16 protein-coding genes are annotated in these 14,860 nt (G+C 69.6%); 11 read left to right on the top strand and 5 right to left on the bottom strand.

Going from position 1 to position 14,860, the window contains the following annotated elements; translation table 11 throughout:
• Positions 1–89 precede the first annotated feature (89 nt).
• On the top strand, positions 90–422 hold the full coding sequence (locus ACZ5K7_RS05425) for a hypothetical protein (protein ID WP_351701243.1): 333 nt from the start codon (positions 90–92) through the stop codon (positions 420–422).
• A gap of 28 nt (positions 423–450) precedes the next feature.
• On the opposite strand, the gene ACZ5K7_RS05420 is transcribed toward ACZ5K7_RS05425, so the two are convergent.
• Both ACZ5K7_RS05420 and ACZ5K7_RS05415 read right to left on the bottom strand, forming a co-directional pair.
• A complete protein-coding gene (locus tag ACZ5K7_RS05420) occupies positions 451–1,035 on the bottom strand; it encodes an isochorismatase family protein (protein WP_351701240.1) in 585 nt (194 codons plus the stop codon).
• A 148-nt stretch (positions 1,036–1,183) separates the two neighbouring features.
• Positions 1,184–2,530 carry a nicotinate phosphoribosyltransferase gene (locus ACZ5K7_RS05415; RefSeq protein WP_351701237.1) on the bottom strand — a complete coding sequence of 449 codons (1,347 nt, stop codon included), beginning with the start codon at positions 2,528–2,530 and terminating at the stop codon, positions 1,184–1,186.
• Between the two features lie 57 nt (positions 2,531–2,587).
• Between ACZ5K7_RS05415 and clpS the strand changes: the two genes are divergently transcribed.
• The 9 genes from clpS (at position 2,588) to ACZ5K7_RS05370 (ending at position 10,568) form a co-directional block, all read left to right on the top strand.
• On the top strand, positions 2,588–2,905 hold the full coding sequence (gene clpS, locus ACZ5K7_RS05410) for an ATP-dependent Clp protease adapter ClpS (RefSeq protein WP_089106662.1): 318 nt from the start codon (positions 2,588–2,590) through the stop codon (positions 2,903–2,905).
• Positions 2,906–2,972: 67 nt separating this feature from the next.
• On the top strand, positions 2,973–3,578 hold the full coding sequence (locus ACZ5K7_RS05405; protein ID WP_351701231.1) for a DUF2017 domain-containing protein: 606 nt from the start codon (positions 2,973–2,975) through the stop codon (positions 3,576–3,578).
• Positions 3,579–3,909: 331 nt separating this feature from the next.
• Complete coding sequence (locus ACZ5K7_RS05400) at positions 3,910–5,349, top strand: amino acid permease (RefSeq protein WP_468910674.1); 1,440 nt, start codon at positions 3,910–3,912, stop codon at positions 5,347–5,349.
• 132 nt (positions 5,350–5,481) lie between these two features.
• Positions 5,482–5,904 carry a M67 family metallopeptidase gene (locus ACZ5K7_RS05395; protein WP_450972472.1) on the top strand — a complete coding sequence of 141 codons (423 nt, stop codon included), beginning with the start codon at positions 5,482–5,484 and terminating at the stop codon, positions 5,902–5,904.
• Positions 5,905–6,210: 306 nt separating this feature from the next.
• A complete protein-coding gene (locus ACZ5K7_RS05390; protein ID WP_362576941.1) occupies positions 6,211–6,306 on the top strand; it encodes a putative leader peptide in 96 nt (31 codons plus the stop codon).
• An 87-nt stretch (positions 6,307–6,393) separates the two neighbouring features.
• The gene (locus ACZ5K7_RS05385) at positions 6,394–6,672 is read left to right on the top strand and encodes a MoaD/ThiS family protein (RefSeq protein ID WP_351701220.1); all 279 of its coding nucleotides are present in this window, start codon (positions 6,394–6,396) and stop codon (positions 6,670–6,672) included.
• 7 nt (positions 6,673–6,679) lie between these two features.
• Complete coding sequence (locus ACZ5K7_RS05380; protein ID WP_351701218.1) at positions 6,680–7,630, top strand: PLP-dependent cysteine synthase family protein; 951 nt, start codon at positions 6,680–6,682, stop codon at positions 7,628–7,630.
• A 247-nt stretch (positions 7,631–7,877) separates the two neighbouring features.
• Positions 7,878–9,941 carry a putative Ig domain-containing protein gene (locus tag ACZ5K7_RS05375; RefSeq protein ID WP_468910668.1) on the top strand — a complete coding sequence of 688 codons (2,064 nt, stop codon included), beginning with the start codon at positions 7,878–7,880 and terminating at the stop codon, positions 9,939–9,941.
• 123 nt (positions 9,942–10,064) lie between these two features.
• The gene (locus ACZ5K7_RS05370; RefSeq protein ID WP_468910665.1) at positions 10,065–10,568 is read left to right on the top strand and encodes a hypothetical protein; all 504 of its coding nucleotides are present in this window, start codon (positions 10,065–10,067) and stop codon (positions 10,566–10,568) included.
• Positions 10,569–10,571: 3 nt separating this feature from the next.
• On the opposite strand, the gene ACZ5K7_RS05365 is transcribed toward ACZ5K7_RS05370, so the two are convergent.
• Complete coding sequence (locus tag ACZ5K7_RS05365; RefSeq protein ID WP_351701209.1) at positions 10,572–11,030, bottom strand: type II toxin-antitoxin system PemK/MazF family toxin; 459 nt, start codon at positions 11,028–11,030, stop codon at positions 10,572–10,574.
• Positions 11,031–11,270: 240 nt separating this feature from the next.
• On the opposite strand from ACZ5K7_RS05365, the gene ACZ5K7_RS05360 reads away from it, so the two are divergent.
• The gene (locus tag ACZ5K7_RS05360) at positions 11,271–12,023 is read left to right on the top strand and encodes an MBL fold metallo-hydrolase (RefSeq protein ID WP_351701206.1); all 753 of its coding nucleotides are present in this window, start codon (positions 11,271–11,273) and stop codon (positions 12,021–12,023) included.
• 101 nt (positions 12,024–12,124) lie between these two features.
• Here the strand turns inward: ACZ5K7_RS05360 and ACZ5K7_RS05355 are convergent, their stop codons facing one another.
• Positions 12,125–13,372 (bottom strand): PTS transporter subunit EIIC, encoded by a 1,248-nt coding sequence (locus tag ACZ5K7_RS05355; RefSeq protein WP_450972473.1) that lies wholly within the window; start codon positions 13,370–13,372, stop codon positions 12,125–12,127.
• A 131-nt stretch (positions 13,373–13,503) separates the two neighbouring features.
• Positions 13,504–14,802, bottom strand: a complete 1,299-nt coding sequence (locus ACZ5K7_RS05350; protein ID WP_351701200.1) for a PTS transporter subunit EIIC — start codon at positions 14,800–14,802, stop codon at positions 13,504–13,506.
• Between the last annotated feature and the right edge of the window lie 58 nt (positions 14,803–14,860).

The following is a 14,860-nucleotide window of genomic DNA, read 5'->3' as shown; positions in this document are numbered from 1 at the left end:
GGCGACCCCCTGGCGGGTCGCCGCCGATCGTGTTTAGGTGCGTCCTGTGGCTTTCTTATTGACACCGACTCGTACGGGGGTATGACCGCATGGCCGCAGGAGGGTTCTGCAAGCTGCCGAACGGCAGCGTGGTGGTGGCACTGAACCTGCCCAGCCCCGCCCCCGCCGGCGGCACCGCCGGGGTGCGCGTCCTGGTCCTCGCCCAGAACCGCGCCCGCGCCCTGACCAGGCTCCGCAACCTGGGCATGCGAGCGATCTACCTGCGGGGCAACGCCGCCCCGCCGACCCCGGACGAGATCACCGCCGTCCTCCACCACCCCGACGGCCTGATATGGCGAACGGCCCCTGACAACGGTGTCACGGTGACGGAGCTGTGGCATCCGATCCGGGCCCTGCTGCGCCGTCCGGCCGCGTCGGCCTGACGCCCCTGCCGGGCCGTTCGAAGCCGGTTCAGACGACGGGCTTCCCGGTCAGCTCCACGCCCGCCTCGCGCAGTTCCTGGAGAGCCGCCGTGGTGGTCTCCTCGGCGACCCCGGCGGTCAGGTCGAGCAGGACCTGCGTACGGAAGCCCTCCTTCGCGGCGTCCAGCGCGGTGGCCCGCACGCAGTGGTCCGTGGCGATCCCGACGACGTCCACCTCGGTGATCTGCCGGGCGCGGAGCCAGTCGGCCAGCGGGACCCCGTTCTCGTCCGTGCCCTCGAAGCCGCTGTAGGCCGCCGAGTACGCGCCCTTGCTGAACACCGCGTCCACCGCACCGGAGGCGACCGCCGGGGCGAAGTTCGGATGGAAGCCGACGCCCTCCGTGCCGGCCACACAGTGCGCCGGCCAGCTGTGCACGTAGTCGGGGTTGTCCGCGAAGTGACCGCCCGGCGCGATGTGGTGGTCGCGGGTCGCCACCACATGGCGGTAGCCGGCGGGCGCCTGCCCGATCAGCTCGGTGACCGCGGCGGCCACGTCGGCACCGCCCGCCACCGCGAGGCTGCCCCCCTCACAGAAGTCGTTCTGCACATCAACGACGATCAAGGCGCGGCGCATGGTCGGTGTCCTTCGCAGTCGGGAGCGGGCCTGTCGAGGGGGGAGACGCGGAAAAACGGGGTGCGGGCCCGGCCTGAACCTCCGAGCGTAGAGACTTACGGGGGCGTAGGGGAGGGGGCTTCGCGGGGCGCGTACGCGGGCACCCGCTCTAGCTACCCGGGCGCCCGTGGACGTACTCCGTCGGAATGACCGCCTCACCTCGGGAGAGCTGGGTCGCGGAGAGGGGCAGATTGGCCTTGGCCGCCATATGGCGTGCGCGGGGCGCGTCCAGGGGCTCGCGGGCGACCACCTGGCCGGACTTCACCAGTTCGACCAGCAGCTGCTGCTCGACCAGGCCGGCCGGCACCTCCCCGGTGCCGACGACCTCCGCCTCCGCCACCCCGTCGGCGTCCAGCCGCCGCGCCGCCCACTTGCGGCCGCCCACGGACGTCTTGCCGCCGGACGACTTCTTGGCGACCGGCAGCAGCGGGGCCTTCGGGTCGGCGGAACCGGCACGGGCGACCAGCTTGTAGACCATGGAGCAGGTGGGATGCCCGGAACCGGTCACCAGCTGGGTGCCGACGCCGTACGCGTCCACGGGCGCCGCGGCCAGCGAGGCGATGGCGTACTCGTCGAGGTCGGAGGTGACGATGATCCTGGTGTCCCGCGCGCCCAGCTCGTCCAGCTGCTGCCGGACCCGGTGGGCGACCAGCAGCAGGTCGCCGGAGTCGATGCGGACCGCGCCCAGCTCGGGCCCGGCCACCTCGACGGCCGTACGGACCGCCTCGGCCACGTCGTAGGTGTCGACCAGCAGGGTGGTCCCCCCGCCGAGCGAGTCGACCTGGGCCCGGAAGGCGTCGCGCTCGTGGTCGTGGAGCAGGGTGAAGGCGTGGGCGGAGGTGCCCACCGTCGGGATGCCGTAGCGGAAGCCGGCCGCCAGGTCGGAGGTGGTCGCGAAACCGCCGACGTAGGCGGCGCGGGAGGCGGCGACGGCGGCCAGCTCGTGGGTGCGGCGGGCGCCCATCTCGATCAGCGGGCGGTCGCCCGCGGCCGAGGCCATCCGGGAGGCGGCGGCAGCGATCGCCGAGTCGTGGTTGAGGATGGAGAGGATCACGGTCTCGAGGAGTACGCACTCGGCGAAGGAGCCCTCCACCCGCATGATCGGCGAGCCGGGGAAGTAGACCTCGCCCTCGGGGTAGCCCCAGACGTCACCGCTGAAGCGGTAGCCGGCGAGCCATTTCAGGGTCGGGCCGTCGACGATGCCCTGTTCCTCCAGGAAGCCGAGGACGTCCGGGTCGAACCGGAAGTTCTCCACGGCGTCCAGGACGCGCCCGGTGCCCGCCACGACGCCGTAGCGGCGCCCCTCCGGCAGCCGCCGGGTGAAGACCTCGAAGACGCTGCGCCGCTCGGCCGTACCGGCCTTGAGCGCGGCCTGCAGCATCGTCAGTTCGTACTGGTCCGTGAAGAGCGCCGTCGAGGGAACGTCCACCGGCAGCCCAAGGTCCGCTGTGTTCATGACTGAAGATGCTACCCCCATCTCGTCAGTGTGACGATTTGTGGGACGCGTGGCAGCATGGGCCTTGTGACGTCACCCGCTCCCGTAGAGATCGAACGCACCGAGTCGGCGGAGGAGGTCTTCGCCGTACCCGAGCCCGACGTCCCCTGGGTGACGATCGTGCACAACGACCCCGTCAACCTCATGAGCTATGTGACGTACGTCTTCCAGACGTACTTCGGCTATCCCAAGGACAAGGCCACCAAGCTCATGCTGGACGTCCATCACAAGGGCCGGGCGGTCGTCTCCAGCGGCAGCCGTGAGGAGATGGAGCGCGACGTACAGGCGATGCACGGCTACGGCCTGTGGGCCACCCTCCAGCAGGACCGGAAATGACCCCTCGCCGGCCGGACCGGACGTAGCCAGACTCCTCGACCAGCACCGGAAGCAGCGAACCCCCTCCATGCCAGGAATCTTCGAACCGCTCCCCGGCGGCGGCGCGGCCGTCGCGCTCGACGACGTCGAGATCTCCATCATCCGGACGCTGGCCGTCCAGCTCCTGGAGCTCATCGGCCCCGGCCCCGCCGAGGACGCCCCCGACGACCCGCTCGCCGAGCTGTTCGCCGAGGGGCCGAGCGAGGCGCCCACCGACCCGGTGCTGCGCCGGCTCTTCCCGGACGCCTACGGCGACCCGGAGCGGCTGCCCGGCTCCTCGCAGGAGGCCGAGGAGCAGCAGGCCCACTCGGCCGAGTTCCGCCGCTACACCGAGAACGACCTCAGGGCCGGCAAGCGGGAGAGCGCCCTCGCGGTGATCCGCTCCCTGGACGCGCTGGCCCCGGTGGGGGAGGGCGGCGCGGTCCTCAAGCTGACGCCCGGGGAGTCCCGGCAGTGGCTCGGTGCCCTCAACGACCTGCGCCTGGCCATCGGCTCCCGCCTCGACATCACCGACGAGGACGACACCGACCTGCTCTACCGGCTCCCCGACGAGGACGCGCGCAAGCCGATGGTGATGGCCTACCTGTGGCTCGGAGGCCTCCAGGAGACCCTGGTCACCACCCTTATGCCGTAATCCGTCCCGATTTCGCGTTCGCTCAGAGGACGCTCAAATCCGGATAACGATCCAGTCACCGTTGCGGCCTGTTATGACCTTTTCGGCCGCACTTTGTCCGGTTCTTCCAGTGGTGTGCGCCACAATCCCTCTCGGTGGAACCCGGTGATCAATATTGCGGCCGTGATAAATCTTCACGACCGCCCGGCGACACCACCCACGTGTCCGTCCGGGTGCGCCACCGAGCCGACCATCGTCGGCCAGGCACCACTCCAGCAATCCGGGGGGATCGAAACCCGATCCGCGGCCGACCAGAGGCCCGGGTCGGCATGGAGAAAGGCGCACACCACACATGACCTCCGCTCAGGTCGACACGTCGGAGCAGAGCTCCGAAGCCTCGGAAGAGGGGTACGAGCGCGGACTCGGCAGCCGCCAGGTCCAGATGATCGCCATCGGCGGCGCCATCGGCGTCGGCCTCTTCCTGGGTGCCGGGGCGAACATCGCCAAGGCCGGCCCCAGCCTCATCCTGATGTACGCCCTCGCCGGCGGCATCATCTTCTTCATCATGCGGGCCCTCGGCGAGCTCCTGCTCTACCGCCCGGTCTCCGGCTCCTTCGCCGAGTACTCCCGGGAGTTCCTCGGCCCGTTCTTCGGCTACTTCACCGGCTGGACGTACTGGCTGATGTGGGTCGTCACCGGCATGGCCGAACTGACGGCCGCCGCGATCTACGTCAACTACTGGTTCCCGTCTGTCCCCCAGTGGGTGACCGCGCTGGTCTTCCTGGTGATCCTCTTCGGGGTCAACCTGATCTCCGTGAAGGTCTTCGGAGAGCTGGAGTTCTGGTTCTCCATGGTCAAGGTCACCGCCCTGATCGGCATGATCGTGATCGGTCTCGGCGTGCTCACCTTCGGCTTCAGCAGCGCCGGTGACACGGCCTCGGTCGCGAACCTCTACCAGTTCGACGGCTTCTTCCCCAAGGGCGTCGGCTCCTCCCTGATGACCCTCCAGGGCGTCATGTTCGCCTACCTCGCGGTCGAGCTGGTCGGTGTCACCGCCGGCGAGTCCGAGAACCCGGAGAAGACCCTCCCCAAGGCGATCAACACGCTCCCCTGGCGTATCGCGCTGTTCTACGTCGGCGCGCTCACCGTCATCCTGTGTGTCGTCAAGTGGACCGAGTTCGCCCCGGGCGTCTCCCCGTTCGTCGCGGCCTTCGCGAAGATCGGCATCCCGGCCGGCGCCGGCATCGTCAACTTCGTCGTCCTGACCGCCGCGCTGTCCTCCTGCAACTCCGGCATGTACTCCACGGGCCGGATGCTGCGGAACCTGGCCGACAGCGGCGAGGCCCCGGCCGCGTTCCGGAAGCTGTCCGCGTCGAAGACCCCGGCGCTCGGCGTCGCCGTCTCGGTGCTCTTCATGGGCATCGGCGTGGTCCTCAACTACGTCGTCCCGGAGAAGGCGTTCGGCTACGTCACCTCCGTCGCCACCGCGGCCGGCATCTGGACCTGGCTGATGATCCTGATCAGCCACGTCCTCTACCGCCGCGCGGTCGACGCCGGCCGGCTGCCCGCGTCCTCCTTCCCGGCGCCGGGCGGGGCGGTGTGCAGCTGGATCGCCATCGCCTTCCTGCTCTTCGTGACCTGCCTGATCGCGTACGACGGCGACTCCCGGGTCTGCCTGTACGTGATGGCCGGCTGGGCCGCCGCGCTCGGCATCGGCTGGCTGGTCCTCAAGTCCCGCAACCCGGAGATCGCCGAGCGGCGCGAGTCGGCGCCGCTGGAGAAGGTGAACTGACCACCCCCCAGGACGTCCCGTCGCAGGGAGCACTCGTGGCGCCCCCTGCGGCGGCCGCTCAGGGCGTCCGGCATATGGGCCGCCCCGTACCAGCCTTCGGTACGGGGCGGCCCTCTGCTTATCCTGGCCGACATGCTGACCATCACCCAGGCCCTCGTCGACCAGATCGTCGCCCACGCGCGCAAGGACCACCCCGACGAGGCGTGCGGCGTCGTCGCGGGGGCGGCGGGCTCGGACCGGCCCGAGCGGTTCATCCCGATGCTGAACGCGGCGATGTCCCCGACGTTCTACGAGTTCGACTCCGGCGACCTCCTCAGGCTCTACCGCGAGATGGACGACCGTGACGAGGAGCCGGTGATCGTCTACCACTCCCACACGGCGACGGAGGCATACCCGTCCCGGACGGACATCAGCTACGCGAACGAGCCCGGCGCCCACTACGTCCTGGTCTCGACAGCCGACACGGACGGCGGCGGCGACTTCCAGTTCCGTTCCTTCCGCATCGTGGAGGGCGAGGTCACGGAGGAGGAGATCACCATCGTCGAGGCGTACTGACCCTCGCGGCGACGCCCTCCGCTGCCGCGACGCCTGTCCTGCCGCGATTCAGGCGGTGCCGGACCGGCCGGTGGTCACTTGCGGGCCGGTGGGGGCTGAGCGCGCAGTTCCCCGCGCCCCTGGGTCGGCTGCCCGGGCCAGGGCCGAATGGCTGCCGTTCGCTGCGGGCTGGTCGGGCCCACGCGGCGGAGCCGCATGTCGATACGGCCCCGCGTCTCCAGGGGGTGTCTCAGCCCTCGGCCGGAAACCGTCCGGGATGTGGAATCACACTCCGGAACCAGCACTGGGAATCGATACGATGACCCCATGGTTTCCTACGACGTGAGCGAGAAGGCGGCGGGCACCCTGCTCGTGGCGCGGCTGCACGTCGACCTGTGCAGGCTGAACAGCGCCATCTGTTGACGTTTCCCTGCCGCCGTACGGCCATGAGCCGCGGCGTGCTGCCGTGCGCGCCCAACCACCCAGACTTTCCGACAGGAGCCCGCAACCATGGCCATCGAGGTCCGCATCCCGACCATCCTCCGCCAGTACACCGACGGTCAGAAGGCGGTGGAGGGCAGCGGTGAGACCATCGCCGACCTCTTCAACGACCTCGAGACCCGGCACGCCGGCATCCACGCCCGCATCGTGGACGACGGCAAGCTGCGCCGCTTCGTCAACGTGTACCTGAACGACGAGGACGTCCGTTTCGTCGACGGCATCGAGACCAAGCTGACCGACGGCGACACCGTCACGATCCTGCCGGCGGTCGCCGGCGGCATGGCCTGAGATCGGCATGCGCTACGACTCCCCGTTGGCCGCGGTCGGCAACACCCCCCTGGTGCGCCTGCCGCGGCTCTCGCCGTCCGCCGACGTCCGGATCTGGGCCAAGCTGGAGGACCGCAACCCGACCGGCTCGGTCAAGGACCGTCCCGCCCTGCACATGATCGAGCAGGCGGAGAAGGACGGCCGGCTCACCCCGGGCTGCACCATCCTGGAGCCGACCTCCGGCAACACCGGCATCTCCCTCGCCATGGCGGCGAAGCTCAAGGGCTACCGCATGGTGTGCGTGATGCCCGAGAACACCTCGCAGGAGCGCCGGGACCTGCTGGGCATGTGGGGCGCGGAGATCATCTCCAGCCCGGCCGCCGGCGGGTCCAACACCGCCGTGCGGGTGGCCAAGGAGATCGCCGCCGAGCACCCGGACTGGGTGATGCTCTACCAGTACGGCAACCCGGACAACGCGGGGGCGCACTACGCGACGACCGGTCCGGAGATCCTCGCCGACCTCCCCTCCGTCACGCACTTCGTCGCCGGGCTCGGCACCACCGGCACCCTCATGGGCGTCGGCCGGTATCTGCGCGAGCAGAAGCCGGACGTGAAGATCGTCGCCGCCGAACCCCGGTACGACGACCTCGTGTACGGACTCAGGAACCTCGACGAGGGCTTCGTACCCGAGCTGTACGACGCCTCCGTGCTCACCACCCGCTACTCGGTGGGCTCGGCGGACGCCGTCACCCGGACCCGGGAACTCCTCCAGCAGGAGGGCATCTTCGCGGGCGTCTCCACCGGCGCCGCGCTGCACGCCGCGATCGGCGTCGGCAGGAAGGCCGTCCAGGCCGGCGAGAGCGCCGACATCGTGTTCGTCGTCGCCGACGGCGGCTGGAAGTACCTGTCGACCGGGGTCTACACGGCCGCCACGACCGAGGAAGCCATCGAGACCCTCCAGGGTCAGCTCTGGGCATAGCGCTCATCATGGACGCGCCAACCCCCTCCTATGAGGGGGCTAAGCGCTGTCCATGCCGGAGCAAAGATCTTCCTCCGGGGGGACCGGGCTCGGCCGAACCCGACTAGCTTCTCCTCCGTCCTGTTCATGCCATGCATGTCGGCATCGCAGGGTGTTCGGAATGTCATGCTCATGACTGCGCGCACTCTGCCGCCGCTACGCGCGTCACGGGCCTGCCTGTAACCCCACCGATGGAGGCAGTACCCCCATGCGTGAATCACGACGGAGCCTGCGAAGACTCCTGGCCGTCGCCTTCCCCGCCCTAGCCCTCGCGGTCTCCGGATTCGTCGCGGCACCCACCGCCGGGGCCGTCCAGCCCGCGGCCGTGGCACCCCACGCCACCACCAAGGTCACCCAGAACGCCAAGGCCCTCACCGACCCCGCCCGCCAGGCCGTGCACAGCACCGGCAAGGCCGGCCAGAAGGTGCCCACCAAGCACCTGTGCGCCACCGCCACCAAGGCCGGCCAGGTCTCCTGCTTCGCGCAGCGCCGGACCGACATCAAGCAGCAGCTGGCGTCCGCGCTCGCCGCCGCCCCCTCCGGCCTGAGCCCCTCGAACCTGCACAGCGCCTACAACCTGCCCTCAACGGGCGGCTCCGGCCTGACCGTTGCCGTGGTCGACGCCTACAACGACCCCAACGCGGCCTCCGACCTGGCCACTTACCGCTCCACGTACGGCCTGTCCGCGTGCACCGTCGCCAACGGCTGCTTCAAGCAGGTCAGTCAGACCGGTTCGACGACCTCGCTGCCGTCGAACGACTCCGGCTGGGCCGGTGAGGAAGCGCTCGACATCGACATGGTCAGCGCGGTCTGCCCCAACTGCAACATCATCCTCGTCGAGGCCAGCTCCGCCACCGACTCCGACCTCGGCACCGCCGAGAACGAGGCCGTCGCGCTCGGCGCCAAGTTCGTCTCCAACAGCTGGGGCGGCTCCGAGTCCTCCTCACAGACCAGCGAGGACACCTCCTACTTCAAGCACCCGGGCGTGGCGATCACCGTCTCCTCCGGTGACGAGGACTACGGCGCCGAGTACCCGGCGACCTCCCAGTACGTGACCGCCGTCGGCGGCACCGCGCTCTCCACCTCCTCCAGCACCCGCGGCTGGACCGAGTCCGTGTGGAAGACCAGCTCCTCCGAGGGCACCGGCTCCGGCTGCTCCGCCTACGACGCCAAGCCGAGCTGGCAGACCGACACCGGCTGCACCAAGCGCATGGAGTCCGACGTCTCCGCGGTCGCCGACCCGGCCACCGGCGTGGCGGTCTACGACACCTACGGCGGCTCCGGCTGGGCGGTCTACGGCGGCACCAGCGCCTCCTCGCCGATCATCGCCGGCGTCTACGCCCTCGCGGGCACCCCGGGCTCCAGCGACTACCCGGCGAAGTACCCCTACAGCCACACCGGCAACCTGTACGACGTGACCAGCGGCAACAACGGCTCCTGCTCGACGTCGTACTTCTGCACCGCCGGCACCGGCTACGACGGCCCGACCGGCTGGGGCACCCCCAACGGCACCGCCGCCTTCACCTCCGGCACCAGCACCGGCAACACGGTGACCGTCACCAACCCCGGCAGCCAGTCCACCGTCACCGGCAGCTCGGTCAGCCTGCAGATCTCGGCCTCCGACAGCGCGGGCGCGACCCTCACCTACAGCGCCTCCGGCCTGCCCACCGGCCTGTCCATCTCCAGCTCCACCGGCCTGATCTCCGGTACCGCGTCCACCGCGGGCACCTACAGCGCCACCGTCACCGCGACGGACTCCACCGGCGCCTCCGGCTCCGCCTCCTTCACCTGGACCGTCAGCACCAGCGGCGGCGGCACCTGCACCTCCGCCCAGCTGCTCGGCAACCCGGGCTTCGAGTCGGGCAACACCACCTGGACCGCCTCCAGCGGGGTCATCACCAACGACACCGGCGAGGCGGCGCACGCCGGCTCCTACAAGGCCTGGCTCGACGGCTACGGCTCCACCCACACGGACACGCTCTCCCAGTCGGTGACCGTCCCGTCCGGCTGCAAGGCGACCTTCACCTTCTACCTGCACGTCGACACCGCCGAGACCACCACCAGCACCCAGTACGACAAGCTGACGGTGACCGCCGGTTCGACCACCCTGGCGACGTACTCGAACCTCAACGCCGCCACCGGCTACACCCAGAAGTCCTTCGACCTGTCGTCGTACGCGGGCTCGACCGTCACCCTGAAGTTCAGCGGTGTCGAGGACTCCTCCCTGCAGACCAGCTTCGTCGTCGACGACACCGCCGTCACGACCAGCTGACCCCGCCCGCCGAGTGACCTGATCCCGCCCCCGGAAGCCGTCCGGGGGCGGGATCCGTATGTCCGGGGAATACGTCACATCGGCACCAAGGGTTCCGATCCCCCACGGAAAGGCGGACACCCCATGCGCCGTACGACGGTCCACCGCGCGTCGCTCGCCGCGGCGACCCTCCTCCTGCTGGCGGGCTGCGGCTCGCAGAGCGGGAGCACCGACAAGGGCAGCGGCGCGGTGTCCCCCACGCCGTCCCCCTCCAGCCCCGGTACGAGCCCCGCCACGAGCCCCGGTGCGAGCGGCTCCTCCGGCGGTTGCACGCCCCTGACCTCCGAACTCACCGCCGCCGACAACCGCGACACGGTCTGCGTGGCGGTCGGCGGGCAGCTCCGGCTCACCCTCGACGGCACCCGGCAACGCCCCTGGAAGGCGGTCACGGTGAGCGGCTCCGCGCTGCGGGCCACCAACGCCGGGATCGTGCTCCAGCCCGGGGACGCCTCCGCCGCCTACACCGCCGTGGCCTCCGGCACCGTCACCCTCACCTCGTCCCGCCCGCTGTGCGCCGAGCCCACCGCGCCCGGCGAGGTCTCCTGCAAGGGCATCCAGGAATGGCAGGTCACCGTAAGGGTGAAGTGACCCTCAGGGGGCCAGGTGCCGGACCTGGTCCCACAGCACCGGGTCGACCACGCCCACCCGGCGCCGGAACTCCCACACCGAGACCTCGCGCAGCTCGTCCGTCTCCAGGAAACTCGGCCGGCCCTGGGCGTCCCCGACCGCGCCCGGCGGCAGCGGGATCACCCCGGCCCGCTCGTCGTGGTACTTGCTGGTGATCTTGGCGACGGTCGCGTGGTTGCCGCGCACCGCCAGCACCAGACAGGGCCGGTCCTTGGTGCCCGGGCCGTCCTCGTAGGGCACGTTGGCCCACCAGATGTCCCCCGGATGGGGCCGGCCCGTCTGCACGCGCGGGCCGCGCGGATACCCCGGCGGGCGGGTGCGGTGCCCACGCGGACGGTGCCCACGGCCCCACCCGTCCACGAGCGTGGCGACCAGCGCCAGCAGGACGACTGCCGCGAGCGCGAGCCACCATGACGTGTCCATACGACGACGTTACCGGCGCGAGATAATCGACGCGCGCCCTTGCGCGATCCTTACGCGCCCCTGGTCCAGCCGAACCGGTGACAGCACAGGTGAGTTCGCCCACAACGGCCCCTGGCGGAGGAGCGACCGGCCCTTTTGCGCCTTACGCTCGACAAACCGCAAGACCCCCGCTCACCTCTCTGTTCTCCGACTCCAGTTCCCGGTCGTTCCGGGTGTTCCGCCAACGGAGGTTTCTGCTTCATGAAGCTCACCGTCGTCGGCTGCTCGGGGTCGTTCCCGTCCGCGGAATCGGCCTGTTCGAGCTACCTCGTCGAGGCCGACGGCTTCCGGCTGCTTCTCGACATGGGCAACGGCGCCCTGGGCGAGCTGCAGCGCCACTGCGGTCTCTACGACCTCGACGCGATCTTCCTGAGCCATCTGCACGCCGACCACTGCATCGACATGTGCGCCTACTTCGTGGCGCGCTACTACCGCCACGACGGCGGACCGTGCCCCCCGATCCCGGTCTTCGGCCCCGAGGGCACCGAGCACCGCCTCACCACGGCCTACGCCGACACCCCCACCGCCTCCTCGATGAGCGAGGTCTTCGACTTCCACACGGTCAAGCCGTCCACGTTCGACCTCGGCCCCTTCACGGTCCACACCGAGCGGGTCCGCCATCCCGTGGAGGCCTACGGCATCCGCGTCGAACACGCCGGGAAGTCCCTGACGTACTCCGGCGACACGGGCGTCACGGACGCGCTCGACTCGCTGGCCCGGGACACCGACCTGTTCCTGTGCGAGGCGGCCTTCACGCACGGCAAGGAGAACATCCCGGACCTGCACCTCAACGGCCGCGAGGCCGGCGAGAGCGCCGCCCGCGCCGGCGCCCGCCGGCTGCTCCTCACCCACATCCCCCCGTGGACCGACCCCGCCGTCAACCTCGCCGACGCCCGCGAGGTCTTCGACGGCCCGGTGGACCTGGCGGCGCCGAGGGTGACGTACGAGATCTGACCGACGCACCACGACGAGGCGCAGGTACGACAGAGGTGCGGATACGGCAAAGGCCCCCGCAGCCGCCGGGCTGCAGGGGCCTCGTCATGCCGTGGCCGGACTCACGCCTTCGTGAGGTCCTCGATCTCCTCCTCGGGCTCGCGGCCCGGGGTGGGGAGGTTGAAGCGGACGATGGCGAAGCGGAAGACGAAGTAGTAGATCGCTCCGAACACCAGGCCGATCGGGATGATCAGCCAGGGCTTGGTCGCCAGGTTCCAGTTGAGCGCGTAGTCGATCACGCCCGCGGAGAAGGTGAAGCCCGCATGCACCCCGAGCGCCCAGGTGATCGCCATGGACAGGGCGGTGAGCACCGCGTGGATCACGTACAGCAGCGGCGCGATGAACATGAAGGTGAACTCGATCGGCTCGGTCACACCGGTCACGAACGAGGTCAGCGCCATCGACATCATCATGCCCATCACGGCCGCGCGGCGCTCCGGGCGGGCGGTGTGCGCGATGGCGAGGGCGGCGGCCGGCAGGCCGAACATCATGATGGGGAAGAAGCCGGACATGAACTGACCGGCCGTCGGGTCACCGGCGAAGAAGCGGGTGAGGTCACCGTGGACGATCTGGCCGGAGGCGTCCTTGAAGTCACCGATCTGGAACCAGGAGACGGTGTTCACGAACTGGTGCATGCCGACCGGGATCAGCGCGCGGTTGATCAGACCGAACAGACCGGCACCGAAGGCGCCGAGACCGGTGATCCACTCGCCGAAGTTGGAGATGCCGTCACCGATGGGCTTCCAGATCAGACCGAAGAAGACACCCATGACCGTGCCGACGAAGGCCATGATGATCGGGACGAGCCGGCGGCCGTTGAAGAAGCCGAGCCAGTCCACCAGCCTGGTCCGATGGAAGCGCTGCCAGACCACCGCGCTCAGCAGACCCATCACCAGGCCGCCCAGCACACCGGGGTTGTTGTAGGTCGCGGCTATGTCCGCGCCGGCCTGGACCTTCGCCTCGGTGACCGGGAACGCCTTGAGAACATTGCTGTAGACCAGGAAGCCGACCAGGGCGGCCAGCGCGGTGGAGCCGTCCGACTTCTTGGCGAAGCCGATCGCGACACCGATGCAGAACAGCATCGGAAGGTTGTCGAAGATCGCGCCACCGGCCGTCGCGAACACCGCGGTGACCTTGTCGGGCAGATGCAGCTTGTCGTGGATGTCCTGCTGGCCGAAGCGGAGCAGCAGACCCGCCGCCGGCAGCACGGCGATCGGGAGCTGAAGGCTGCGGCCGACCTTCTGCAGGCCCTGGAACAGACCGGATCCCCACTTCTTTGTGGGAGCCGCCGTCGCGGTGGCGGTTGTCATACTTCCTCCATCGGTGGTGGTCTACACCACTCAGTGGTGTAGACCTGTTGTACACGATGGGGGCGTTATAAGGAACCCGTCAATTCCGCAACCGGAGAACTACGCTTTGTACGCCATGCGTGGACCGTCCCTCAGACCTTGGTGACATCCTCCACTTCGTCCTCCGGCTCCCTTCCCGGCGTCTTCAGATCGAACCTCGTGATGGCGAACCGGAAGATCACGTAGTAGACGGCCGCGAAGCACAGCCCGATCGGGATGATGGCCCAAGGCCTGGTCGCCAGGCTCCAGTTGATGACGTAGTCGATCAGCCCCGCCGAGAAACTGAACCCGTCGTGCACCCCCAGCCCCCAGGTCACCGCCATCGACACCCCCGTCAGCACCGCGTGCACCGCGTACAGGACGGGCGCGATGAAGAGGAAGGAGTACTCGAGCGGCTCGGTGATCCCCGTGACGAACGACGTCAGCGCCACCGACAGCATCAGACCACCGATCTCCTTGCGCCGATGCGGCTTCGCACAGTGCGTCATGGCCAGCGCCGCCGCCGGCAGCGCGAACATCATGATCGGGAAGAACCCCGAGGTGAACTGGCCTGCATGCGGATCGCCCGCCAGGAACATGTTGATGTCCCCGTGCACCGTCCGGCCGTCGGGCGTGGTGTAACTGCCGAACTGGAACCAGATGGGCACGTTCAGGAACTGGTGCAGACCGATCACCAGCAACGCCCGGTTCGCGACCCCGAACACCCCCGCACCCCACGCACCCGCGTCCCGCAGCCAGTGGCTGAAACTCTCCAGCGCGCTCCCCACCGGCGGCCACACCCACAGACACAGCACCGCGAACACGATCGCCACGAACGACATGATGATCGGCACCAGCCGCCGCCCGTTGAAGAACCCCAGCCAGTCCACCAGCCTCGTGCGGTGGTAACGAGCCCAGAAGAAGGCCGACAGCAACCCCAGGGCGATACCGCCGAACACGCCCGGATTCTGGAACGTGAACGTCGACACCGACCCGTCGCGCACCTGGCAGCCGATCCCCGGCAGGGTCCTGGACCCACCCGGACAGTCCTCCGGGAACTGGTGCAGCACCCCGTAGTAGACGAGGAACCCGGCCACCGCCGCCAGCGCCGTCGAACCGTCCGCCTTCTTCGCCATCCCGATCGCAACCCCGACACAGAACAACAGCGGAAGCCCGACCGACCCGTCCAGCAGCGCGCCGCCCGCGCCCTTCATCACCTGGGAGACAACCGTCCAGCCGAGACCCTGGTCGCCGAACACATCAGGCTGCCCCAGCCGGTTGAGGATCCCCGCCGCCGGCAGCACCGCGATCGGCAGCTGCAGACTCCGGCCCATCTTCTGCAACCCCTGGAAAAGGGCGTTCCACCGCTCCCGCGCGGGACCCGCCGTGCTGTCGGCGCTCTCGGCACTCATGGGCACGTCCTCCGGGCCGCTCGGCTCCACCGCAGGGGTTTGGCGACCGCCCGCCCGC

The sequence above is a fragment of the Streptomyces sp. NPDC031497 genome, from assembly GCF_055580905.1.
Note: the sequence above shows the minus strand (reverse complement) of the source record. Positions and strands in the feature narration are given on the sequence as shown.